This is a genomic window from Demequina iriomotensis, assembly GCF_000971395.1.
Taxonomy (GTDB): Bacteria; Actinomycetota; Actinomycetes; order Actinomycetales; family Demequinaceae; genus Demequina; species Demequina iriomotensis.
On sequence record NZ_BBME01000009.1, the window covers coordinates 456,914 to 479,869 of the forward strand.

18 protein-coding genes are annotated in these 22,956 nt (G+C 71.2%); 14 read left to right on the forward strand and 4 right to left on the reverse strand.

What is annotated here, in order from left to right:
• The first annotated feature begins 4 nt into the window (after positions 1–4).
• The 14 genes from AOM09_RS02210 to AOM09_RS02275 all read left to right on the forward strand — a co-directional run bounded on the left by AOM09_RS02210 (position 5) and on the right by AOM09_RS02275 (position 16,081).
• The gene (locus AOM09_RS02210) at positions 5–556 is read left to right on the forward strand and encodes an NADH-quinone oxidoreductase subunit B (RefSeq protein ID WP_062383658.1); all 552 of its coding nucleotides are present in this window, start codon (positions 5–7) and stop codon (positions 554–556) included.
• A complete protein-coding gene (locus tag AOM09_RS02215) occupies positions 553–1,269 on the forward strand; it encodes an NADH-quinone oxidoreductase subunit C (protein WP_082098738.1) in 717 nt (238 codons plus the stop codon). The genes AOM09_RS02210 and AOM09_RS02215 overlap by 4 nt, the downstream gene beginning before the upstream one ends.
• Positions 1,266–2,609: an NADH-quinone oxidoreductase subunit D gene (locus tag AOM09_RS02220; RefSeq protein WP_062383661.1), complete on the forward strand. Its 1,344-nt coding sequence runs from the start codon at positions 1,266–1,268 to the stop codon at positions 2,607–2,609. Before AOM09_RS02215 ends, AOM09_RS02220 begins: the two co-directional genes overlap by 4 nt.
• Positions 2,606–3,262, forward strand: coding sequence for an NADH-quinone oxidoreductase subunit NuoE (nuoE, locus tag AOM09_RS02225; RefSeq protein WP_062383664.1), 657 nt, complete (start codon positions 2,606–2,608; stop codon positions 3,260–3,262). Before AOM09_RS02220 ends, nuoE begins: the two co-directional genes overlap by 4 nt.
• The gene (gene nuoF, locus AOM09_RS02230) at positions 3,259–4,584 is read left to right on the forward strand and encodes an NADH-quinone oxidoreductase subunit NuoF (RefSeq protein ID WP_062383668.1); all 1,326 of its coding nucleotides are present in this window, start codon (positions 3,259–3,261) and stop codon (positions 4,582–4,584) included. The genes nuoE and nuoF overlap by 4 nt, the downstream gene beginning before the upstream one ends.
• Positions 4,581–7,067 carry an NADH-quinone oxidoreductase subunit G gene (locus tag AOM09_RS02235; protein ID WP_062383672.1) on the forward strand — a complete coding sequence of 829 codons (2,487 nt, stop codon included), beginning with the start codon at positions 4,581–4,583 and terminating at the stop codon, positions 7,065–7,067. Before nuoF ends, AOM09_RS02235 begins: the two co-directional genes overlap by 4 nt.
• Complete coding sequence (nuoH, locus tag AOM09_RS02240; protein WP_439644953.1) at positions 7,067–8,407, forward strand: NADH-quinone oxidoreductase subunit NuoH; 1,341 nt, start codon at positions 7,067–7,069, stop codon at positions 8,405–8,407. The genes AOM09_RS02235 and nuoH overlap by 1 nt, the downstream gene beginning before the upstream one ends.
• 107 nt (positions 8,408–8,514) lie before the next feature.
• Positions 8,515–9,093, forward strand: a complete 579-nt coding sequence (gene nuoI, locus AOM09_RS02245) for an NADH-quinone oxidoreductase subunit NuoI (protein WP_228375045.1) — start codon at positions 8,515–8,517, stop codon at positions 9,091–9,093.
• Complete coding sequence (locus AOM09_RS02250; RefSeq protein ID WP_082098739.1) at positions 9,086–9,823, forward strand: NADH-quinone oxidoreductase subunit J; 738 nt, start codon at positions 9,086–9,088, stop codon at positions 9,821–9,823. The genes nuoI and AOM09_RS02250 overlap by 8 nt, the downstream gene beginning before the upstream one ends.
• Positions 9,823–10,122 (forward strand): NADH-quinone oxidoreductase subunit NuoK, encoded by a 300-nt coding sequence (nuoK, locus tag AOM09_RS02255; RefSeq protein WP_062383682.1) that lies wholly within the window; start codon positions 9,823–9,825, stop codon positions 10,120–10,122. Before AOM09_RS02250 ends, nuoK begins: the two co-directional genes overlap by 1 nt.
• A gap of 2 nt (positions 10,123–10,124) precedes the next feature.
• Positions 10,125–12,005, forward strand: a complete 1,881-nt coding sequence (gene nuoL, locus AOM09_RS02260) for an NADH-quinone oxidoreductase subunit L (RefSeq protein WP_062383685.1) — start codon at positions 10,125–10,127, stop codon at positions 12,003–12,005.
• 3 nt (positions 12,006–12,008) lie between these two features.
• On the forward strand, positions 12,009–13,502 hold the full coding sequence (locus AOM09_RS02265) for an NADH-quinone oxidoreductase subunit M (protein ID WP_062383688.1): 1,494 nt from the start codon (positions 12,009–12,011) through the stop codon (positions 13,500–13,502).
• Positions 13,499–15,079, forward strand: a complete 1,581-nt coding sequence (nuoN, locus tag AOM09_RS02270; protein ID WP_062383691.1) for an NADH-quinone oxidoreductase subunit NuoN — start codon at positions 13,499–13,501, stop codon at positions 15,077–15,079. The genes AOM09_RS02265 and nuoN overlap by 4 nt, the downstream gene beginning before the upstream one ends.
• A gap of 3 nt (positions 15,080–15,082) precedes the next feature.
• Positions 15,083–16,081 (forward strand): polyprenyl synthetase family protein, encoded by a 999-nt coding sequence (locus AOM09_RS02275; RefSeq protein WP_062383694.1) that lies wholly within the window; start codon positions 15,083–15,085, stop codon positions 16,079–16,081.
• A 131-nt stretch (positions 16,082–16,212) separates the two neighbouring features.
• Here AOM09_RS02275 and rarD read toward each other — a convergent pair whose 3' ends face one another.
• The 4 genes from rarD to AOM09_RS02295 all read right to left on the reverse strand — a co-directional run bounded on the left by rarD (position 16,213) and on the right by AOM09_RS02295 (position 22,955).
• Complete coding sequence (gene rarD, locus AOM09_RS02280) at positions 16,213–17,166, reverse strand: EamA family transporter RarD (RefSeq protein ID WP_062383697.1); 954 nt, start codon at positions 17,164–17,166, stop codon at positions 16,213–16,215.
• Between the two features lie 65 nt (positions 17,167–17,231).
• The gene (locus AOM09_RS02285) at positions 17,232–17,957 is read right to left on the reverse strand and encodes an HlyD family efflux transporter periplasmic adaptor subunit (protein ID WP_062383700.1); all 726 of its coding nucleotides are present in this window, start codon (positions 17,955–17,957) and stop codon (positions 17,232–17,234) included.
• A 25-nt stretch (positions 17,958–17,982) separates the two neighbouring features.
• A complete protein-coding gene (locus AOM09_RS15485) occupies positions 17,983–20,682 on the reverse strand; it encodes a glycosyltransferase family 2 protein (RefSeq protein ID WP_228375028.1) in 2,700 nt (899 codons plus the stop codon).
• A 314-nt stretch (positions 20,683–20,996) separates the two neighbouring features.
• Positions 20,997–22,955: a glycosyl hydrolase gene (locus AOM09_RS02295; RefSeq protein WP_062383706.1), complete on the reverse strand. Its 1,959-nt coding sequence runs from the start codon at positions 22,953–22,955 to the stop codon at positions 20,997–20,999.
• Position 22,956: the final 1 nt, after the last annotated feature.

The following is a 22,956-nucleotide window of genomic DNA, read 5'->3' on the forward strand; positions in this document are numbered from 1 at the left end:
ACTGATGGGTATTGAGGAGAGCGCTCCCCCGTTCATGCTCGGCATGGTCGAGGACTTCGTGGGCTTCATGCGCGCGGGCTCGCTGTGGCCGGCCACGTTCGGTCTCGCGTGCTGCGCGATCGAGATGATGGCGACGGGCACCCCGCGCTTCGACATCTCGCGCATGGGCTCCGAGGTGTTCCGCGGATCCCCGCGCCAGGCCGACCTGATGATCGTCGCGGGCCGCGTGTCCAACAAGATGGCGCCCATCGTCCGCCAGGTCTACGACCAGATGGCCGAGCCCAAGTGGGTCATCTCGATGGGCGTCTGCGCCTCGTCGGGCGGCATGTTCAACAACTACGCGATCGTCCAGGGCGTCGACCACATCGTGCCCGTGGACATCTACCTGCCCGGCTGCCCGCCGCGCCCGGAGATGCTGCTCCATGCGCTGCTCGAGCTCCAGGAGCAGGTCAAGACCACTCCGCTGGGGCGCAACCGCCGCGAGATCGCCGCCGCCGCCGAGGCCGCCGCGCTCGCCGCGACCCCCACCTCCGACATGAAGGGCCTGCTGCGTTGAGCGACTCCCAGGACCTCACCGGCACCGGGGCCCCGCAGGGCGGCCCCCAGCCCGGTGACCGCGACCAGATCACGCTCATCAACGTCCGCCAGGGCTCGTTCGGCGCGCTCGGCGACACGTCCGGCTTCGACGGCCTGGTCCGCCCCGTGCAGATGCCCGGCGCCTCCGAGCGTCCCTACGGCGAGTGGTTCGACGGCGTCGTCGACGTGCTCGAGGAGCTCCTCGGGGACGATGCGGCGGCCGCCATCGAGCACGTCGTCGTCGACCGCGGCGAGCTCACGCTGCGCATCGCGCGCGAGCACCTCCTCGCCGTCGCGCAGCACCTGCGCGACGACCAGGACCTGCGCTTCGAGATGTGCCTCGGCGTCTCCGGCGTGCACTACCCGGCCGACGCGGGCCGCGAGCTGCACGCGGTCTACCCGATGCAGTCGATCACGCACAACCGCCGCCTGCGCGTCGAGGTCGCGGTGAGCGAGCAGGACCCGCACGTCCCGTCGCTCGTGTCCGTGTACCCGATGAACAACTGGCACGAGCGCGAGACCTGGGACTTCTTCGGCATCGTGTTCGACGGTCACCCGTCGCTCGCGCGCATCGAGATGCCCGACGACTGGGTAGGCCACCCGCAGCGCAAGGACTACCCGCTGGGCGGCATCCCCGTGGAGTACAAGGGTGCGGAGATCCCCTCGCCCGACAACCGGAGGCAGTACCGATGACCCAGACCGCCCCCCACGCGACGGGCGCCTTCACCGAGGACCCGGACGCCCCCGAGTACAGCGCCTACGGCGGCGACTGGAGCGAGATCGCGGACGAGGCGACCCGCCTGGGCCAGCAGCGCATCGTGGTCAACATGGGTCCCCAGCACCCGTCGACCCACGGCGTGCTGCGCGTCATGCTCGAGATCGAGGGCGAGACGGTCCAGGAGACCCGTGCCGGCATCGGGTACCTCCACACGGGCATCGAGAAGAACATGGAGTTCCGCACCTGGACCCAGGGCGTGACCTTCTGCACCCGGATGGACTACGTCGCGTCGATGTCGCAGGAGCTGGTCTACTGCCTCGGCGTCGAGAAGCTGCTCGGCATCACCGACGACGTGCCCGAGCGCGCCAACGTGCTGCGCGTGCTCATGGCCGAGCTCACGCGCATCGGCTCGCACCTCGTGGCGGTCGGCACCGGCGGCAACGAGATGGGCGCGACCACGGTCATGACCACCGCGTTCATCGCGCGCGAGGAGACCTTCAAGGTCATCGAGATGATCTCGGGCCTGCGCACCAACAACGCGTACATCCGCCCCGGCGGCGTCGCCCAGGACGCGCCCGAGGGCGCGGTCAAGGCGATCCGCGACATGATCCCGCAGGTCAAGCAGAAGCTCGACGAGCTGGTGGACCTGCAGCTCGCGAACCCGATCTTCAAGGGGCGCCTCCAGGGCGTCGCAAACCTCGATCTCGCGGGCTGCATGGCGCTCGGCATCACCGGTCCCATCCTGCGCTCCGCGGGCATGCCCTACGACCTTCGCAAGTCGGAGCCGTACTGCGGCTACGAGACCTACGACTTCCAGGTGCCCACGTCGACCGACGGCGACGCGTACTCGCGCGTGGTGCTGCGCCTCGAGGAGTGCTACGAGTCGCTCAAGATCGTCGCGCAGTGCGCGGACCGTCTCGAGGCCAGCGAGGGCGAGCCCGTCATGGTCGCGGACAAGAAGATCGCGTGGCCCGCGCAGCTCTCCGTGGGCTCGGACGGCCAGGGCAACTCGCTCGACCACATCCGCCACATCATGGGCGAGTCCATGGAGGCGCTGATCCACCACTTCAAGCTGGTGACCGAGGGCTTCAAGGTCCCGGCGGGCCAGGTCTACTCGGCGATCGAGGGCCCCAAGGGCCTGCTGGGTGTCCACCTCGTCTCGGACGGCGGCACCAAGCCGTGGCGCGCGCACTTCCGCGACCCGGGATTCAACAACCTTCAGGCGCTGGGCATCCTCACCGAGGGCGGCCAGGTCGCCGACGTGGTGGTCGCCATCGCCACCATCGACATGGTGCTGGGAGGCGTCGACCGATGACCTACGACGAGACCACGCTCGCGCAGCTGACCGAGGACGCCGCCGCGATCATCGCGCGCTACCCGGTCAAGCGCTCCGCGCTCCTGCCGATGCTGCACCTGGTGCAGTCGGTCGACGGCTTCGTCAGCCCCGACGGCATCCAGTTCTGCGCCGAGCAGCTCGACCTCACCGCCGCGGAGGTGTCCGCGGTCGCGACGTTCTACACGCAGTACAAGCGCCGTCCCAACGGCGAGTACCAGGTGGGCGTCTGCACCAACACCCTGTGCGCCGTCATGGGCGGCGACCGCATCTGGGACGAGCTGTCCGAGCACGTCGGCGTGGGCCATGACGAGACCACCGAGGACGGCAAGATCACCCTCGAGCGTCTCGAGTGCAACGCGGCGTGCGACTACGCGCCCGTGATGATGGTCAACTGGGAGTTCTTCGACAACCAGACGCCCGAGAGCGCGAAGCAGGTGGTCGACGACCTCCTCGCCGGCAAGGACGTCGCGCCGAGCCGCGGCCCCGCCAAGGTGGCCTGCTTCAAGGACGTCTCGCGCGTGCTCGCGGGCTTCGAGGACGGCCGTGCGGACGAGGACCAGGGCGCGGGCGCCGCGACCCTCGCGGGCCTCGAGGTGGCCAAGAGCCAGGGCTGGACGGAGGCTTCCAAGTGACCGAGCTCGTCCCCGTCCTCAGCGCCACGTGGGGCGCCGAGAAGTCGTGGTCCCTCGACACCTACACCGAGGCCGGCGGCTACGCGCCGCTGAAGAAGGCGCTCGGCATGGCGCCCGGCGACATCATCCAGGCCGTCAAGGACTCCGGTCTGCGCGGCCGCGGCGGCGCGGGCTTCCCGACCGGCATGAAGTGGGGCTTCCTCCCGCCGGACGACGGGCTGCCCCGCTACCTGGTGGTCAACGCCGACGAGTCCGAGCCGGGCACGTGCAAGGACATCCCCACCATGATGTCCGCGCCGCACCAGCTCATCGAGGGCGTCGCGATCACGTCCTTCGCGATCGGCTGCAACCACGCGTTCATCTACCTGCGCGGCGAGGTGGTGCACGTGTACCGCCGCCTGCTGCAGGCGGTGCGTGAGGCCTACGAGGCCGGCCACCTCGGCACGAACATCCACGGCAGCGGCTTCGACCTGGACGTCACCGTCCACGCGGGCGCCGGCGCCTACATCTGCGGCGAGGAGACCGCGCTCCTCGACTCGCTCGAGGGGCGCCGCGGCCAGCCGCGCCTCAAGCCGCCGTTCCCCGCCGTCGCCGGTCTGTACGCGCGTCCCACCGTCGTCAACAACGTCGAGTCCGTGGCCTCCGTGCCCGCGATCGTCGACAAGGGCGTCGAGTGGTTCACCGCGATGGGCACCGAGCGCTCCAAGGGCATGGGCCTGTTCTCGCTGTCGGGCCACGTCACGCGTCCCGGCCAGTACGAGGCGCCTCTGGGCATCACGCTGCGCGAGCTGCTCGAGATGACCGGCGGCATCCGCGAGGGTCACGAGCTCAAGTTCTGGACGCCCGGCGGCTCGTCGACGCCGATCTTCACGCAGGATCACCTCGACACGCCTCTCGACTACGAGTCGGTGGGCGCCGCGGGCTCGATGCTCGGTACGCGCGCGCTCCAGCTGTTCGACGAGACCACGTGCGTGGTCCGTGCCGTGACCCGCTGGACCGAGTTCTACAAGCACGAGTCGTGCGGCAAGTGCACCCCGTGCCGCGAGGGCACGTACTGGCTCACGCAGATCCTCAAGCGCATCGAGGCCGGGCGCGGCACCGAGGCCGACATCCAGCAGCTGCTCGACACGTGCGACTCCATCGCGGGGCGCAGCTTCTGCGCGCTCGGCGACGGCGCGACGTCGTCCATCATCAGCTCCGTCAAGCTCTTCCGCGAGGAGTACGAAGCGCACGTGACCGCGGGCGGCTGCCCGTTCGACCACGCCGCCTCCGCGCTCTTCGCGTACTCCGACACGCCGGCCACCGAGGAGGCGCACGCATGACCGCGACCGCGGACAAGCCCGCCACGGCCGTCGTCGACACCGTCACCCTGACGATCGACGGCACCGAGGTCACCGTGCCCAAGGGCACGCTCATCATCCGCGCCGCCGAGCAGGTGGGCATCGAGATCCCGCGCTTCTGCGACCACCCGGCGCTCAAGCCCGCGGGCGCGTGCCGCCAGTGCCTCGTCGACGTCGCGAGCCCCGGCCCCGACGGCAACCTGCGCGCGTTCCCCAAGCCGCAGGCCTCGTGCACCATGACGGTGACCGAGGGCATGGTCGTGAACACGCAGCACACCTCCGAGGAGGCCGACCGCGCCCAGAAGGGTGTGATGGAGCTGCTGCTCGTCAACCACCCGCTCGACTGCCCGGTCTGCGACAAGGGCGGCGAGTGCCCCCTGCAGAACCAGGCGATGAGCCACGGTCGCCCCGAGACGCGCTTCGTCGACGTCAAGCGCGTGTTCGAGAAGCCGCTGCCGCTCAGCTCCGAGATCCTGCTCGACCGCGAGCGGTGCGTGCTGTGCCAGCGCTGCACCCGCTTCTCCAAGGAGATCGCGGGCGACGCCTTCATCGACCTGCAGAACCGCGGCGCCCAGCAGCAGATCGGCACGTTCGACGAGGACGTGCTCGACTTCGACGGCTACCGCCCCGTGGGCGCGGCCACCGTCGACGAGGCCGGCAAGGCGTTCTCGTCGTACTACTCGGGCAACACGGTGCAGATCTGCCCCGTCGGCGCGCTCACGTCCGCCGCCTACCGCTTCCGCTCGCGTCCGTTCGACCTCGTGTCGTCGCCGAGCATCTCCGAGCACGACTCGTCGGGCTCGGCCATCCGCATCGACCACCGTCGCGGCCAGGTGCTGCGCCGCCTCGCCGACAACGACCCGGTGGTGAACGAGGACTGGATCTCCGACAAGGACCGCTTCGCGTTCGCGTGGCAGAACCTGTCCGACCGCATCACGCGCCCGCTCGTGCGCAAGGACGGCGAGCTCGTCGAGGTCTCGTGGCCCGAGGCGCTCGCCGCCGCGGCAGCGGGCATCAAGGCCGCGACGGCCTCCGACGATGAGGGCTCCGCGCGCGGCGCGGCGGTCCTCACCGGCGGTCGAGTCACGCTCGAGGACGCCTACGCGTACCAGAAGCTCGCCCGCGTGGTGCTGGGCACCAACGACGTCGACTCGCGTGCGCGCAGCACCTCCGACGAGGAGCAGGCGTTCCTGGGCTCGCAGGTCGCCGGCACGGGCCTGGGCGTGACGTTCGGCGAGCTCGAGAAGGCGCCGACCGTCCTGCTCGTCGGCTTCGAGGCCGAGGACGAGGGCGGCGTGGTGTTCCTGCGCCTGCGCAAGTCCCTGGGCCGCCAGCAGGTGCTCACCGTCGCGCCGTACCTCTCGCGCGGCGCCGAGAAGCTGGGCGCCACGCTCGTCCCCGCCGTGCCGGGCCGTGAGGCCTCGGCGCTGGCGGAGCTGCCCGCGGACGTCCGTGAGGCGCTGTCGCAGCCGGGCGCGGTCATCGTGCTCGGCGAGCGCGCCGCCGAGGCGCCCGGCACCTTCGTGGCCGCCAACGAGATCGTCGCCGCCACCGGCGCGCGCCTCGCCTGGATCCCGCGTCGCGCGGGTGAGCGCGGCGCGGTCGAGGCGGGTGCGCTGCCGGGTCTGCTCCCGGGCGGCCGGACCGCCACCCTCAAGGGTGCGCGCGAGGCCGTCGCGAAGGCGTGGGGCGTCGAGAGCCTGCCCACCGCCAAGGGGCGTGACACGAACGCGATCATCGAGGAGGCCGCCGAGGGCGGCATCGGCGCGCTGATCGTCGGCGGCGTCAGCGCCTCCGACCTCGCGGGCGACGTCGCGACCGCTCTCGGGCGCACGGGCTTCGTGGTCTCCCTCGAGGTCCGCCGCAGCGAGATCGCGGAGGCCGCCGACGTGGTGCTCCCCGTCGCGCCGCCGTCCGAGAAGTCCGGCACCTTCATCAACTGGGAGGGCCGCCTGCGCGCGTTCGCGACGGCGATCCGCACCGACGCGATGTCCGACCACCGCGTGCTCGACCTCCTCGCGCGCGAGTGGGGCGTCGAGCTCGGCACCGCGACCGTCGAGGCCGTCAACGCCGAGCTCGCGGCCCTGGGCGCCGCATCGTCCACCGAGCGTCCCGCCGCCCCCAAGGCGCGCGCCGCCGGCAAGGCCCGCACCAAGAAGGGCACCGCGGTGCTCGGCACGTGGCACCAGCTGGTGGACGAGGGCGCGCTGCAGGACGGCGAGCCCTACCTCGCCGGCACCGGCCGCGTCGCCGTGGCCCGCATGTCGCAGGCGACCGCCGATGCGGTGGGCGCCGGGGCGGCCGTCTCCGTCTCGACCGAGTCCGGCACCATCGAGCTGCCGGTCGTGGTGACCGCCATGGTCGACGGCGTCGTGTGGGTGCCGACCAAGTCCCCGGGCTCCTGGGTGGCGCGCGACCTGCGCGCGACCGCGGGCGCCATCGTCACCGTGAAGGGAGCCGCGTGATCACCGGAATCCTGCCGACGGCGGTGCAGCCGCCGGTCGCGGAGGCCCTCGCGGGCGACCCGCTCTGGGTCGTCATCGTCAAGGCCGTCCTGGTCGTCGTCTTCCTGCTGACGTCCGTGCTGTTCGCGGTGTGGTTCGAGCGCCGCGTCATCGGTCGCCTGCAGGAGCGCCCCGGACCCAACCGCCTCGGTCCGTTCGGCCTGCTCCAGTCCGTCTCGGACGCGATGAAGCTCCTGTTCAAGGAGGACATCACCGTCCGCGCGTCGGAGAAGATCCTCTACATCGCCGCGCCGATGATCTCGGTGTTCTGCGCGCTGCTGATCTTCTCGGTGATCCCGTTCGGGCCCGACACACGCATCTACGGCACCGACTTCTCGACGCCGCTGCAGCTCACCGACTTCCCGGTCGCCGTGCTGTTCATCCTCGCGTGCGCCGCGCTCGGCGTGTACGGCATCGTCCTCGGCGGCTGGGCCTCGGGCTCGACGTACCCGCTCATGGGCGCGATCCGCTCGACCGCCCAGGTCATCTCGTACGAGCTCGCGATGGGCCTCTCGCTCGTGACGGTCTTCATGCTCTCGGGCACGATGAGCACGTCCGGCATCGTCGACGCGCAGGCCGACCGCTGGTGGGTGTGGCCGCTCTTCCCGGCGTTCGTGCTCTACATCATCTCCATGGTCGGCGAGACCAACCGCCTGCCCTTCGACCTCCCCGAGGCCGAGGGCGAGCTGGTGGCCGGCTTCATGACCGAGTACTCGTCCATGAAGTTCGCGTGGTTCTTCCTCGCGGAGTACATGAACATGATCAACGTCTCCGCCGTCGCCTCGACCCTGTTCCTGGGCGGCTGGCGCGCGCCGTGGCCCGCATCGTGGCCGGGCGCGGACTTCCTCAACACCGGCATCTTCCCGCCGGTGTGGCTGATCCTGAAGATCTGGCTGCTCATGTTCGTGTTCGTGTGGATCCGCGGCTCCGTGCTGCGCTTCCGCTACGACCAGTTCATGAAGTTCGGCTGGAAGGCGCTGATCCCCGTCGGCCTCGGCTGGCTGGTGTTCTTCTCGGTCGGCCGTGCGCTGTTCGACCACTTCGACCGCGACCTCAACGTCTACGACGCGGTCGCGGGTGCCATCGGCGTCCTCCTGGTCATCGCGGTGTGGAGCTTCGTCTCCGACGCCAAGGCCAAGAAGGAGGACGATGCGGAGGCGGACGCCGAGCCCGAGGTGCTCGACGCCTTCGCGGGCGGCTACCCCGTCCCGCCGATGCCCCACCAGGTCCTTCCCCCCTCGCCGCGTTCGGGCCGCACGGTCGACGCGCATGTCGGCTCACGAGAGGAGGACTCGGAGTGAGCGGGTCCGACGACGTCTGGAAGGTCAACCGCGAACGCGATGGCGAGCGCGAGACCTTCGAGTCCAACTTCCCCAAGCGCGGCCCGTTCCTCGAGGCGCTCGCGCCCGTGGCGGGCTTCGGGGTGTCCCTGAGGAACTTCTTCCGTCCGACCGTGACGGAGCAGTACCCCAAGGTCAAGAACCCGACCATGCCGCGCTACCACGGCCGTCACCAGCTCAACCGTCACCCCGACGGGCTCGAGAAGTGCATCGGCTGCGAGCTGTGCGCGTGGGCCTGCCCGGCGGACGCGATCTACGTCGAGGCGGACTCCAACACGCCCGACCACCAGGTCAGCCCCGGCGAGCGCTACGGCCGCGTCTACCAGATCAACTACCTGCGCTGCATTTTCTGCGGCCTGTGCATCGAGGCGTGCCCGACGCGCGCGCTCACGATGACGAACGAGTACGAGCTCGCGGGACCGACCCGCGAGGGCCTCATCTACGAGAAGCAGGATCTGCTCGCGCCGATGGGCAAGAACATGCTCGCGGCGCCGCACCCGATGGTGCCCGGCACCACGGACGGCTCGTACTACCGCCAGGAGGTCACCGGCGCCGTGGACGAGCAGGTCGAGTGGGTGCGCGAGCACCGTCCCGAGGACCCGACGCTGCCCGAGAACCGCACCGCCGAGGAGGCCGCCCGTGGTTAGCCCGGTGCTGTTCTGGATCATCGCCGCGATCACCGTGATCCCGGCGCTGTCGCTGCTGTTCGCCCGCAAGGCTGTGCACGTCGCGATGTCCGTCGTGCTCGTGATGGTCGGCCTCGCCACCGCATACGTCACGCTCGGTGCGCCCTTCCTGGGCATGGTGCAGATCGTCGTCTACACGGGCGCGGTCATGATGCTGTTCCTCTTCGTGCTCATGCTGGTCGGCGTCGACCAGCGCGAGGACCTCAAGGAGACCATCAAGGGCCAGCGCTGGATCGGCCTGTTCACCGCCGCCGGCCTGGGCGCGTTCCTCGTCTCCGTGGTGGGCCGCGTCTCGATCGCCGTCGCGGACACCCCCGCGGTGGGCGAGCCCGACGTGGTCGCGATCATGCTGTTCGAGAAGTACGTGCTCGTGATCGAGGTGCTGGGCTTCCTGCTCATCACCGCGGCGGTCGGCGCCCTGGTGCTCACGCACACGCCGCGCCTGCGCCCGCGCCGCACCCAGCTCGAGGTTCAGCGCGACCGCGTGCTCGTCGGCGCCGACCCGGTCAACAAGCCCATGCCCGGCGTGTACGCCCGCCACAACGCGCTCGACGTGCCGGCGCTCGACCCGCAGGGCGAGCCCATCGTCCACTCGGTGTCGCGCGTGCTCAAGGTGCGCAGCCAGACCCAGGAGGGCGAGGAGTTCCGCGCCGCCCTCGAGGACCCGTCGCGCAAGGAGGGCGACCGCTGATGGATCCCATCAACTTCGTCATCCTCGCGAGCATCCTGTTCGCGATCGGCGCGGCCGCCGTGCTGCTGCGTCGCAACGCGATCATCGCGTTCATGGGCGTCGAGCTCATGCTCAACGCCGCCAACCTCGCCCTTGTCGCCTTCTCCCGCATCCACGGTGAGATCGACGGCCAGATCATGGCGTTCTTCGTCCTGGTCGTCGCCGCCGCCGAGGTCGTGGTCGGGCTCGCGATCATCATCGCGGTGTTCCGCGCGCGCCAGACCATCTCGCTCGACGAGCCTGCCGAGCTGAAGGGCTGACCATGCTTGATCTCACCTGGCTCCTCATCGCCGTGCCCTTGGCCAGCGCCGCGTTCCTGCTGCTCGCGGGCAAGCGCGCCAACCCCTGGGGGCACTGGGTCGGCGTCGCCGCCTCGGGAACCGCCTTCCTGGTCGGCCTCGGCGCGCTCATCCAGATGCTCGGCCTCGACGCGCACGACCGGTCGCACGCCGTGCACCTGTTCACGTGGATCCCGGGCGGCGAGCTCAACCTCGACGCCGGGCTCCTGGTGGACCCGCTGTCGATGACGTTCGTCATGCTCGTGACCTTCGTCGGCACGCTCATCCACGTCTACTCCGTGGCGTACATGGAGCACGATCCGGACCGTCGCCGCTTCTTCGCGTATCTCAACCTCTTCGTCGCGGCGATGTTGCTGCTGGTGCTCGCGGACTCCTACCTCCTGCTGTTCGTCGGCTGGGAGGGCGTGGGTCTCGCCTCGTACCTGCTCATCGGCTTCTGGAACCACAAGCCCGAGTACGCCACCGCGGCGAACAAGGCCTTCGTGGTCAACCGCGTGGGAGACATGGGCCTCATCGTCGTGATGGGCCTCATGTTCGCGTCCTTCGGGGCGCTCGACTTCGACACGGTGTTCTCCTCCGTGGATGGCGCATCGACCGCCCAGCTCACGGCCATCGGCCTCGCGCTGCTGGTCGCCGCATGCGGAAAGTCGGCGCAGTTCCCGCTCCAGTCCTGGCTGGGCGACGCGATGGCGGGTCCGACGCCCGTCTCCGCGCTCATCCACGCGGCCACCATGGTCACCGCGGGCGTCTACCTCATCGTGCGCTCGGCGCCCGTCTTCGAGGGAGCGCCCGCCGCGCAGACCACCGTCGCCGCGATCGGCGCCTTCACGCTCCTCCTCGGTGCCGTGATCGGCATGGCGAAGGACGACATCAAGAAGGCGCTCGCCGCGTCGACCATGTCGCAGATCGGCTACATGATGCTCGCCGCGGGTCTCGGACCCATCGGCTACGCGTTCGCGATCTTCCACCTGGTCACGCACGGCTTCTTCAAGGCCGGGATGTTCCTGGGCGCGGGCTCCGTCATGCACGGCATGAACGACCAGGTCGACATGCGCCGCTTCGGCGCGCTGCGGACCGCGATGGTCACCACCTGGGTCACGTTCGGCCTGGGCTGGCTCGCGATCCTGGGCGTCCCGCCGTTCTCGGGCTTCTGGTCGAAGGACAAGATCATCGAGGCGGCCTTCGTGGGCGAGGGGGCGCAGCCCTGGATCCTCGGCGGCGCCGCGCTCATCGGCGCGGGTCTCACGGCCTTCTACATGTCGCGCCTGTTCTTCATGACGTTCCACGGCAAGGCCCGGTGGACCGACGACCAGCACCCGCACGAGTCGCCGGCCCTCATGACGGTGCCGATGATCATCCTCGCGGTGGGCTCCGCGTTCCTGGGCCTGTTCCTCGCGGTCGGCGACCGCTTCAGCACGTGGCTCGAGCCGGTCACCGGCCACGCCGAGCACCACGAGCCCGTCCTGCCCGTCGCGGTCATCATGATCGCGACGCTGGTCCTGGTCGCGCTCGGCGCGTGGGTCGCGTGGCGCAAGTACGGCGCGAACGATGTCCCCGAGACGGCGCCGGCGGCGTCGCTCGCGACCATCGCGGCGCGCAACGACATGTTCCAGGACTCGGTCAACCGCGGCGTCTTCGAGCGCCCCGGCACGCACCTCACCCGCACCCTCGTCTACGCCGATGCGGCGGTGGTGGATGCGGCCGTCGACAAGACGGCGGGCAGCTGGGCGCGCACGGGTGAGACCGTCCGCAAGACCCAGAACGGCCAGGTCCGCTCCTACGCGCTCACCATGCTCGTGGGTCTCGTCATCGTCATCTTCCTCGTGGTCCAGGGGGGTCTCTAAACCATGTTCCCGATCCTGACCGTCATGGTGGCGCTCCCCGCTGTGGGCGCCGCCGTGCTGTGGGCGCTGCCGTCGGCCGCGCGTGACCGGGTGCGCGAGATCGCGCTCGGCATCACCGTGCTCGAGCTTGCGCTCGCCGTCGTGCTGTTCCTGCAGTTCGACACGGCCACCGCGGGGGAGATCCAGTTCTCCGAGACCTACGCGTGGATCCCGCAGATCGGCGCGAGCTGGGCGCTCGGCGTCAACGGCATCGGCCTGCTTATGATCGTGCTCGCCGCGATCCTCACGCCGCTCGCGATCCTCGCGGGCTGGTGGGAGGACAGCGACGGGGACCGCCGCACGCGCTACCTCGCGCTCATCCTGCTGAGCCAGGCGTTCATGGTCGGCATCTTCGCCGCCCGCGACGTCTTCCTCTTCTACGTGCTGTTCGAGGCGATGCTCATCCCGCTGTACTTCCTCATCGGCTCGTTCGGCGGCGCGCAGCGCCGTTACGCCGCGGTGAAGTTCCTGCTCTACTCGCTCGCGGGCGGCCTCATCATGCTCGTCGGCGTGGTGGCCCTGTACTTCCAGGGCCCCGGCGGCGACCAGGCCTTCCTCACGGACAACCTCACCGACCTGTCGATGTCCACGTCGACCGAGCGCCTGATCTTCCTCGCGTTCTTCTTCGCGTTCGCGATCAAGGCGCCTATGGTGCCCGTGCACACGTGGCTGCCGACGGTGGCGGAGAACGCCCGACCGGGCACCACGGCCCTGCTGGTCGCGGTGCTCGACAAGATCGGCACCTTCGGCATGCTGACGCTCTGCGTCGCGCTGTTCCCCGAGGCCGCGGCCTGGGCCGCACCGGTCATCATCATCCTCGCGGTGATCTCGGTGATCTACGGCGGCCTGCTCGCCATCGGCCAGAAGAACATGCTCCGCCTGGTCGCGTTCACCTCGGTGAGCCACTTCGGCATCATGGTGCTCGGCATCTTCGCCTTCACCCAGACCTCGGTCGAGGGTGCGGCGCTCTACATGTTCAACCACGGCCTGTCGACCGGCGCGCTGTTCTTCGCGGTCGGGTTCCTCATCCATCGCCGCGGCACCGCGGACGTCACCGAGTACGGCGGCCTCCAGCGCATCGTGCCGGTGTTCGCCGGCACCTTCCTGGTGGTCGGCCTGAGCGCCCTCGCGCTGCCCGGCCTGTCGCCGTTCGTGTCGGAGATCATGGTGCTCGTGGGCGCGTTCTCCGTCGCGAAGGCCGCGGTGATCGTGTCCGCGCTCGGCGTGGTGCTCGCGGCGCTCTACGTGCTGCTGACGTACCAGAAGGTGTTCACGGGCCCGGCGCCCGAGGCCCGCGCATCGTTCCGTGAGCTCACGCGCCGCGAGCGCGTGGTGCTGTGGCCGCTCATCGCGCTCATGCTGGTCCTCGGCTTCCTGCCGGGCATCGCCATCAACGTGCTCAGCGAGCCCTCGGCCGACATCGTGGCGACCGTTCCCGTTCAGGAGGCAGGCGAGTGAGCTTCACGACCCCCGAGATCGCTTGGGCGCCGCTCGCGCCCCTCATCATCGTGCTCGGCGCGGCCGCGGTCGCGATCCTGGTCGAGTCCTTCGTGCGCACGCCCGAGCGTCGCCGCAGCGTCCAGCTGGTGCTGTCGCTCGTCGCGCTGCTCGCGGCCGCAGGCACCGCCATCGTCCAGTGGACGATGCTCGACGGCGCGGGCACCGTGGTCCTCGCGGACATGGTGACCATCGACCGCCAGGCGCTCGCCTGGCAGGTGCTGATCCTCGTGTTCGGCGTCCTGGGCACCCTGCTGTTCGCCTCGCGCACCCGCGCGGGCGAGGAGGCGTTCACCCCGCTCGGCTCGGTCGCGCCCGGATCGTCCGAAGAGACCCTCGCGCGCCGCAAGGGCTTCCAGGTGACCGAGGTGTTCCCGCTCGCGCTGTTCGCGGTCGGCGGCATGATGCTGTTCGCCGCGGTGACGGACCTCATCTTCCTGTTCGTCGCGCTCGAGGTCTTCTCGCTGCCGCTGTACATCCTGGTGGCGCTCGCGCGCCGCCGCCGGTTCCTCTCCCACGAGGGCGCCCTCAAGTACTTCCTGCTCGGCGCGTTCTCGTCGGCCATCCTGCTGTTCGGCGCGGCCTTCCTCTACGGCGCGACCGGCACCACCGCGTACGCCGGGATCGCCGCGGGCATCGGCTCCGCGACGGGCCTCGACGCGCTCATCCTCGCGGGCGCCGTCATGGTCGTGGTCGGCCTCCTGTTCAAGATCGGCGCGGTGCCGTTCCACTCGTGGACCCCCGACGCCTATCAGGGTGCGCCGACCCCGGTCACCGCCTTCATGGGTGCCGCGACCAAGGCCGCCGCGACCGCCGCGCTGCTGCGCGTGGTCTACGAGGCGTTCTACGGCCTCGAGTGGGAGCTGTCCTGGCTCTTCTGGATCATCGCGATCGCCTCGATGCTGCTCGGCACGGTCGTGGCGCTGGTGCAGACCGACCTCAAGCGCATGCTGGCGTACTCGTCGGTCGCGCACGCGGGGTTCATCCTCGTGGCCTTCGCGGGCTTCCCCGACGGCGCGCTCAGCGCGCTCCCGTTCTACCTGGCCTCGTACGGCCTCGCGACCATGGGCGCCTTCGCGGTCATCTCGCAGGTCCGCGAGAAGGCGGACGACGGCACCGTGCTGGGCGAGGCGACCCGCCTCGGCCAGTGGGCCGGCCTGGGGCGGCGCTCGCCGCTGCTCGCCGGTGCGATGGCGCTGTTCCTGCTGTCGTTCGCGGGCATCCCGCTGACCGCGGGATTCGTCGGCAAGTTCGTCGCCTTCTCGGCGGCGATCTCCGAGGGCGCGTGGCCGCTCGTGCTCGTGGCGGTCATCGCGTCCGCGGCGGCGGCGTTCTTCTACGTCCGCCTCATCGTGCTGATGTTCCTCACCGATGTGCCGGAGGGCCAGGAGGACGCGGTCGAGATCGACTTCAGCCCGCTCGCGCGGCTCGTGGTCATCGTGGCCGCCGCGCTCGTGGTGCTGCTCGGCATCGTGCCCGGCCCGGTGCTGTCGGCGTTCGAGAACGCTGGCGTGCTCCTGCTGGGGGCGGCGGGCTAGCGCATGGCGACCCTCGCGATCGGGAACGATGCGCTCGAGGCGGAGCTGCTGCCTCGCCTCGAGCTGGTCGAGGAGCGTCTCCGCGACGCCGTCTCGCAGTCCGACAAGCTCGCCGACACGACGTCGCGCCACCTTGTCGACGCCGGCGGCAAGCGGCTGCGCCCCGTCCTGACGCTGCTGTGCGCCCAGCTGGGCGACGGCACGCGCCCCGAGGTGCTCGACGCGGCGGTGGTGTGCGAGCTCACGCACCTCGCGACGCTCTACCACGACGACGTCATGGACTCCGCGCCCACGCGGCGGGGAGCGCCGTCGGCGCACGAGGTGTGGGGCAACTCGGTCGCGATCCTCACGGGCGACCTGCTCTTCGCGCGCGCCTCGCGCGTGGTCGCGGGGCTGGGACCCGAGGCCGTGCGCATCCAGGCCGAGACCTTCGAGCGGCTGTGCCTGGGCCAGCTCCACGAGACGGTGGGCGCGGCCGAGCTCGACGACCCGATCGCGTTCTACCTGCAGGTGCTCGCCGACAAGACGGGCTCGCTCATCGCGACCTCGGCGCGGCTGGGCGCGATGTTCGGCGGCTGCCCCGCCGGCATCGTCCGTCAGGTGACCGAGTACGGCGAGGCGGCGGGGGTGGCCTTCCAGCTCGCGGACGACGTGATCGATGTGCGCTCGGACGCCGCGACCACGGGCAAGACGCCGGGCACCGACCTGCGCGAGGGCGTGGCCACCATGCCCGTGCTGCTGCTACGGCGCCTCGTGGCGTCGGGCACGGCGTCAGCCGACGACGTCGCGCTGCTCGCCGACATCGACGGCGACCTGTCCTCCGACGCTGCCCTCGCCTCGGTGGTGGCGCGCCTCGCGGCGCACGCGGTGGTCGACCGGACGGCCGAGCTCGCTCAGGAGTGGGCGCTCAAGGCCAAGGACGCGATCGCGCAGCTGCCCGAGGGCGACGCAGCGACCGCGCTGCGCGCCTTCGCGGACGCCCTGGTGGCCCGCGCCGCCTGACCCAGCACCGCTCTGACACTGACAACGGATCTCGCGGCGACACGCCGCGCGATGCGCGCCTGACGGCACGATGCGCGGCGTGTCGCGCCGGATTCCGTTGTCACTGTCACACGGGGAGGGCGGGCGGGCGCCTACACCGGCTCCGTCACCTCGCCCGACTCGGCCGCCCGGGGATCCCGCACACGAGCACGCGCCCGCCACGAGTCCACCGTGATGAGCACCAGCGCGACCCACACGAGAGCGAAGCCCGCCCAGCGGGCCGCCGGCATCGGCTCGTGGAAGTACCAGACGGCAAGCGCGAACGTCATGGTCGGCGCGATGTACTGCAGCAGCCCCGAGATGTTGAGGGGCAGCCTGCGGGCCCCGGCCGCGAAGATGATGAGCGCGCCGGCGGTCCATGTGCCGGTGCCGAGCAGCATGACGTCGTGCCACGCGCCGAGCCCCTCGGCGCCTCGGGCGAACAGCGTCTGGTCGCCGGCGCGCGCGACCAGCACCAGCACCACGATCGCGACGGGCAGCTGGATCGCCGTCTCGACGGTGAGACCGGTGAGCGCGTCCACCTGGTGCCCGACGGCCTTCTTGATGAACGAGTACAGCCCGAACGAGGTCGCCAGCACCAGCGAGATCCACGGCAGCCCGCCCATCTCGACCGCGAGCACCACCACCGCCAGCGCCGCGACCGCGATCGCGACCACCTGCAGGCGACGCAGGTGCTCCCGCAGGAACACCACGCCGAGCGCGACCGTGAGGAGCGGGTTGATGTAGTAGCCCAGCGACGTGGACGCGACGCGATCGGTGACGACGGCGTAGACCATGACGCCCCAGTTGACCGCGATCAGCGCCGAGGCGGCGACCAGGCGCAGCATGACGCGCCCGTCCCGCACGACCGTCATCACGCGCGACCAGCCGCGGATCACGGCGACGATCGCGAGGCACACCACCAGCGACGAGATCGCGCGCCACGCGACGATCTCGAGCGCTCCGGCCGGCTCGAGGGCCGCCATGAAGATGGGGAACAGGCCCCAGATGAAGTAGGCCGATGCGCCGTACGCCAGGCCGCGGCGGTCGAGGGGGGAGGGGGTCACCAGGAGATTCTTCCACCTCCTGGCACCCGCTCAGCAGGGCCAGTCGGTCTCGGCTGGCCCTGCGATCACAGCCCGATCTGGTGGATGAGGCTGGAGAGGGCGTCGCCGGGTCCTGCGAGGAAGCCGTCGTCGCGCAGGTGGAGCGTCGACAGCACGGGGGTGCCCGGCTCGACCAGCTCGTCGACCGAGCCCCACACCAGGTCGTCCGAGCTCACCCGCAGGGTCACGAGCGACTGGTCGCCCGCCTCCTCGACGTCCATCGCCGCGACCTGGCCCGTGAGGACCGTCGAGTCGGGCAGGCGGATGTCGACCTGGGCGACGTCGGTGATGCGCCCGAAGTCGAGCGTGCTCACCAGGTAGTCGGCCTGGACGTACAGGGTGTCCTGCTCCGAGATGGTCGCCACGGGGGAGCCCTGCCACGCATAGCTGCCGCGTCCCACGGGCAGCTCGGTGATCACGCCTGGCACGCTCGCTGACACCGTGAGGGTGCCCTCCTTCGACACGCCTCCGCGCCCGGTCTTCACCAGGCCCTCGGCGATGTCGCGCTCGAGCGTGGTCGAGGAGATGACCAGCAGCGGGTCACCCGGCTCCACCACGTCGCCCACGCCCACGTACACCTGGGTGACCAGGCCGCCGTAGTCGGTGCCCACGGGGTGCTCGACGGCGCGGATCGAGCCCGAGAGGCTGTCGACGCGGTGCTCGCGCTGGTTGAACACCACCGTGCCGAACAGCCCGATCAGCAGGACGGCGACGAGCCCGAGCCCGAACCGGAAGCGGTTCATCCATGACATGCGGTGGTCTCCTGTCGGGTGGCGGTCACGATGCGGGCGGCGCCGGCGGCTGCTCGGGCCGGGCGACCACGGTGGACGGTTGCGGTGCCGGGACGGTGCCCGGCTGGGGCGGCGCGGGCCAGGCGGCCTGCGGGGACGCGTCCGCGACCGGCGGCGCGGGCGGGTAGCCCGGCGGCGCATAGCCCGGCGGCGTGCCGTACCCCGGCGGGGGGTAGCCCGGCTGGCCGTACGGCTGCGGCGCGTATCCAGGCGCCGGGTACCCGGGGGGCGCGTATCCCGGCGGCGGGTAGCCCTGCTGCCCATAGGAGGGCTGCGGGGCCGGCGGTGCCGGCTCGGGATAGCCGGGCATGCCGCCCGCCGGCTGCGCCGGGTACGGCTGCTGCGGGTACCCGGGCGGGCCGTAGCCGGGCGCGGGGAAGCCCGGGTAGCCGTACCCCGGGGGCGGGAAGCCCGGCTGCTGGCCGTATGGCGGGTACGGGTACGGCTGGCCCGGCTGCGCGGCCTGCGCATAGGCCGGCGCGGGAGCGCCGAACGGCGGATAGAGCGGCGCGGCCTCGCCCGCGGGCAGCGGCTCGTCGTCGCCCTGAGCGCCGTGCGGCACGTCGCCGGCGCGACGGCCATACGTCGACGGCGGGTCCGGCGGCAGGTCGACGATGGGCGCCTCGAGGTCGGCGGTCGCGTCGCCGGCGGTCGCCGCGGAGCCCTCCTGAACCTCCACCGACGCCGGCGCGGCCTCGGCCCCGGCCTCGGCCTCGGGCGCGTCGGCGACACCCGCATCGTCCTCCGCGTCGGCGGTCGGGGTCGGGGTCTCGGGCTCGTCCGCGGCGGCCGCCTCGACTGCGGCCTCGACCGGCGCGTCGACGTCGGCCACCTCGACGGGCGCGTCCGCCGCCACGTCCGCGACGACGGGAGCATCGTCCACGCCGGCGGCGGGCGGCGGCGCCACCGGATCGGTGGCGCGCGAGGGCCGGCGACCGGCGGGTGCGAGCGACGTCGCGGGCTCCGCGGCGCTCGAGGCGGCGCCTGACGAGGCCACGACTGCAGGAACGGCCGCCGGCGCATCGTCCGCGCTCGCGGAGGCGGGGCCCGCGCTCACGAGCGCGCCCTGCTCCGCGAGCCAGCCCGCGGCGGAGAGCATGTGCGCGAGCTCGAGGTCGAGCTCGCTGTCGTCGTCGTCAGCGTCCTGCGCCTCGCGCGCCTTGCGGCTGAGGCGAGGGCGCAGGTTGAGGCCCGCGGAGACCACGAACGCCCCGAGGATGACGGTGTTGAGCAGGTTCCACATGGTCGCGAGCGTGAGGAAGCCGTTGCCTACGTCACGCCAGATCGCGACCCCCGAGGCGATGAGGAGGAACACGAAGAACAGCATCTGCGGGATCATGAAGTTGAACGGCGAGCTCTGCTTGAGCGTGCCGGTCGCCTGCCAGCCGACGTCCTTGCCGCGCAGGACGTTGAACAGGGCCTTCGTGTAGATGGGGAACGACACGGTCGCGAGGGTGAGCGTCTCCCAGCGGTACGTGCCGAGCGTGAACCATGCGAGCACGATCTGCATGGCGTAGAAGCCGGCGTAGAACAGCGCCCACTCGAGCATCGTGATGGACAGCGACACGGGCCGGAGGTCGAAGAAGATCTCGAGCGGCGGCACCAGCAGCAGCGGGAGCGGCGCGATGCCGGTCAGGTAGAACGATGCGGTGGTGAGGTACTGCAGGCGCTGGTCGAGCGTGAGGTTCGACTTGCGCGACAGCAGCGGGTGCGAGAACAGGATCTCGAAACCGCCCGTGGCCCAGCGCAGCTGCTGCTTGGAGAACGCCTCGACGTTGTCGGGCGCGTCGCCCACCGCGAGGACCTCGGGGATGAAGATGGACTTCCAGCCGCGCTCGTGCATCATGAGCGAGGTCCACACGTCCTCCGACTTGGAGTCGGTGTAGATGCCGTTGACGTCGAGGACCGCGCGGCGGCGGAACATCACGTTGGTGCCCACGCAGAAGGCCGCGTTGAAGCGGTTCTTGCCGGGCTGGACGAACCGGTAGAAGACCGTCTGCATGTACGCGGCGCCCTTGGCGATCACCGAGTGCGCCTCGTTGCCGTAGCTCTGCGGCGTCTGCACGAACGCGAGGCGCGGGTCCACGAAGAAGGGCAGCGTGTGCTCGATGAAGTCGGGCTTGGGCACGAAGTCGGCGTCGAAGACGGCGAAGAACTCGCCCTTCGCGAGGGTGAGCGCGTGGTTGATGTTGCCGGCCTTCGCGCCGTTCGAGCTGAGGCGTCGCACGTACCTCACGCCGATGCGCGCGGCGAGGTCGCGGACCTCGTCGCTGCGGCCGTCGTCGAGGATCCACGTGCGGTGCTCGCCGCGCATCGCCTTCGCTGCGGTCGCGGTGCGCTCGATGACCTCGAGGGGCTCGCCGTAGACGGTGATGAGGATGTCGACCACCACGCGCCGGCTGCCGAGGATGAGCGGCCACCGGGTCGGGTCGCCCGACGTGTGGCCGTACATCGCCGCGCGCGCCTGGTGCACCGCGAAGGTACGCGGGTTCTGGCCTCCCGCGAGGATGGTCCACATGGTCATGAGCGAGTGGACCACCAGCACGAGCTCGGCGGACAGGACCATGACGTACGGCAGCGGGTCGCCGCGGTTCGCGGGGTTGAGCAGGAACAGCGTGTAGGCGAGCACGCCGATGGTGGCGAGGATGACCAGGGTGATGAGGACCGGCGACTGCTCGGATCCCATGTGCTGGTGGTCCGAGCGCGCGTCGGCACGCGACGACGAAGACGGCATGAGGCTCCAGACGGGGGGACCAGGCAACGGGTGCGAGACGGACGGGGTCGATCGGCGCCGTTGCCGCCCGCGCGGGGCGCGGGTGACCGTGAGCAGGGCCGCGAGTCAGGCGGTGCCGGAACCCGGTGTCATCGTCCCGAGCGCACGATCGGTGACATGGTGTCGGATTTCTCACAACTTCTACAAGCGCTTTCGCCTGATTCCCAGACTTTCTCACCCTCGATCGGGGGAGATATCGCTCGTATCCGTACAGACCGGGCGCGCGCTCAGCCGGCCGCCGCGATCCACGCGAGCAGCCAGGTGCGCGAGCTCCCGTCGTCGATCGCCTCGTCGGGGAGCGCGACCGCGGACTCCCAGGCGGCAGCGCGCTCCGCGTCTCCGGCGAGCGCACGGTACATCAGCAGATAGTCCGCGAACTGGTCGGGCCGGCTCCCGGCGCCCCACGCGGCGTCGACCGTGGCGACGATGCGCTCCGCCGGGATCGCGGCGAGGGTCGCCATCGACGTCGGCTGGCCCGGGATGATCTGGATGCCCAGCATGGCCGCGGGATCCGCGCTGAACCAGGTCGCGTAGTCGCGCTTGGCTCCCCATTCGATCGCGACGATGCCGTGGCCGTACTCGGGGAACGCCGCGAGGTTCGGCGCGAGCCACAGGCGTCGCGCCGCCTCGGACTCGGCGGACAGCATCCACCGTGCCGAGCCGCCCAGCTCGCCGTCGCCGCGCAGGTCCGCCCACAGCGCGACCGCGTTCCAGGCCAGCACGGCCTCCGAGCTCGACTCCTGGTTGTTGCCGTCCGCGAACGGGCTGATGCCGCTCGCCCACGAGTGGCCCTCGACCGGGTCGAACGCCCGCCGGACGGGGAACGCGTCCGAGGTGCCAGGAGCGGCGATGTCCTCGGCGACCAGGTCCATCACGGGTCCGATGCGCGCGGCGAGGTCGGCGTCGCGTGCCCCGGCGACCGCCGCGGCGTAGAGGAGGTACCCGTAGTGGAAGTGGTGGTCGTTGAACTGCTCCGAGCCGAAGGCGGTCGCGAGCCCCACCACGCCGCGCAGGGTGGCGTCGTACGTGAAGCACCGCTCCGCGCGCGCGATGCAGCCGTCGGGGTCGCCCCAGAGCTCGAGCTGCCCCGCCAGGGTGTCCTGCAGGCGCGACGCGATCGCGTCCTCGCCCAGCGCATCGGCCACCTGCACGAGGTTGGCGAGGCGGTACAGGGCCTTCGCCCCGAAGTAGGTGTCGGCCGGCAGCTCGAGCGCGGCGTCCGCGTCCACGTCGAGCGCGGCCGTGATCTCCTCGCGCTCGGGTTCGGTGAGCGAGGCCAGGTCGAGCGAGGCGCTGGGGTCCACCAGCGGCACGTCCCATGACACGTCGGCGGCGGCGCATACCGCGTACGTGCCGTGGATGGTCGCGTACGTGCCCAGGGTGCACTCGAGACCGTCCGCCCGGTCCTCCGGTACCGCGACCACCGTCGGCTCGTCGGCGTAGGTCACGGTAGTCGTCGCGACGTCCGCGAGGGTGTACGACGCGTCGGCGCTTCGCGCGACGGGCCCCAGCGCTGCGGCGAACGCGGCGGCGTCGCCGCCGTCGGGCACCGCGAAGAGCTGCGCCGAGCCGCCGGGGTCGAGCGTGAGCGACGTGCCGTCGACCGCCCCGTCGGAGACCGCGATGCCGTACGTGGTCTCGGCGACGGTGGCCGTCGCGAGCCCGTCGCCCGCCGCGGCGAACGCGACCGAGAGCGTCGCCGTCGCACCGCCCTCGGTGGTGGTCGCGACCACCGGCACGCCCTGCGCGAGCACCGCGTCCGCGGCGCCGAGCGAGAGCGTGACGCCCACGGGCGTCGCCTCGGACACCTCGCCGTACCCGCTCGCACCGTCGAAGGTCACGGTGAGGTCCGCGACCGCGGGTGCCAGGATCGCGTTCTCGGAGGCGACGGGCCGCGTGAGGCCCATCGTGAACCCTCCGTCGACGGCCTGGAAGGACAGCGGCGCGGGGAACACCGGCAGCCCGGGCTCGCCGAACGCGAGACCCGAGTACCAGCGGTTGGTGGGAGGCACCACGCCGTCCGCGACGCGCGCGGCGACGCCGGCGTCGGCCGCCGCAGGCAGGATCGACGGGTCCGGGGCGGACTCGCGCACGCCTGGGCCACCGGATGCGGTGGACGATGCGCCGGGGGCGTCCGCGCCCGAGCATGCCACGAGCGCGAGGGCCGCTGCCGCGAGGGTCGCCATG

Bases quoted from the DNA above. Each gene is read 5' to 3' on its own strand.
- AOM09_RS02210 (WP_062383658.1), top strand. From the start codon at position 5: ATGGGTATTGAGGAGAGCGCTCCCCCGTTCATGCTCGGCATGGTCGAG.
- AOM09_RS02220 (WP_062383661.1), top strand. From the start codon at position 1,266: ATGACCCAGACCGCCCCCCACGCGACGGGCGCCTTCACCGAGGACCCG.
- nuoE (WP_062383664.1), top strand. From the start codon at position 2,606: ATGACCTACGACGAGACCACGCTCGCGCAGCTGACCGAGGACGCCGCC.
- AOM09_RS02235 (WP_062383672.1), top strand. From the start codon at position 4,581: ATGACCGCGACCGCGGACAAGCCCGCCACGGCCGTCGTCGACACCGTC.
- nuoK (WP_062383682.1), top strand. From the start codon at position 9,823: ATGGATCCCATCAACTTCGTCATCCTCGCGAGCATCCTGTTCGCGATC.
- nuoL (WP_062383685.1), top strand. From the start codon at position 10,125: ATGCTTGATCTCACCTGGCTCCTCATCGCCGTGCCCTTGGCCAGCGCC.
- AOM09_RS02265 (WP_062383688.1), top strand. From the start codon at position 12,009: ATGTTCCCGATCCTGACCGTCATGGTGGCGCTCCCCGCTGTGGGCGCC.
- AOM09_RS02275 (WP_062383694.1), top strand. From the start codon at position 15,083: ATGGCGACCCTCGCGATCGGGAACGATGCGCTCGAGGCGGAGCTGCTG.
- AOM09_RS02285 (WP_062383700.1), bottom strand. From the start codon at position 17,957: ATGTCATGGATGAACCGCTTCCGGTTCGGGCTCGGGCTCGTCGCCGTC.
- AOM09_RS15485 (WP_228375028.1), bottom strand. From the start codon at position 20,682: ATGGGATCCGAGCAGTCGCCGGTCCTCATCACCCTGGTCATCCTCGCC.
- AOM09_RS02295 (WP_062383706.1), bottom strand. From the start codon at position 22,955: ATGGCGACCCTCGCGGCAGCGGCCCTCGCGCTCGTGGCATGCTCGGGC.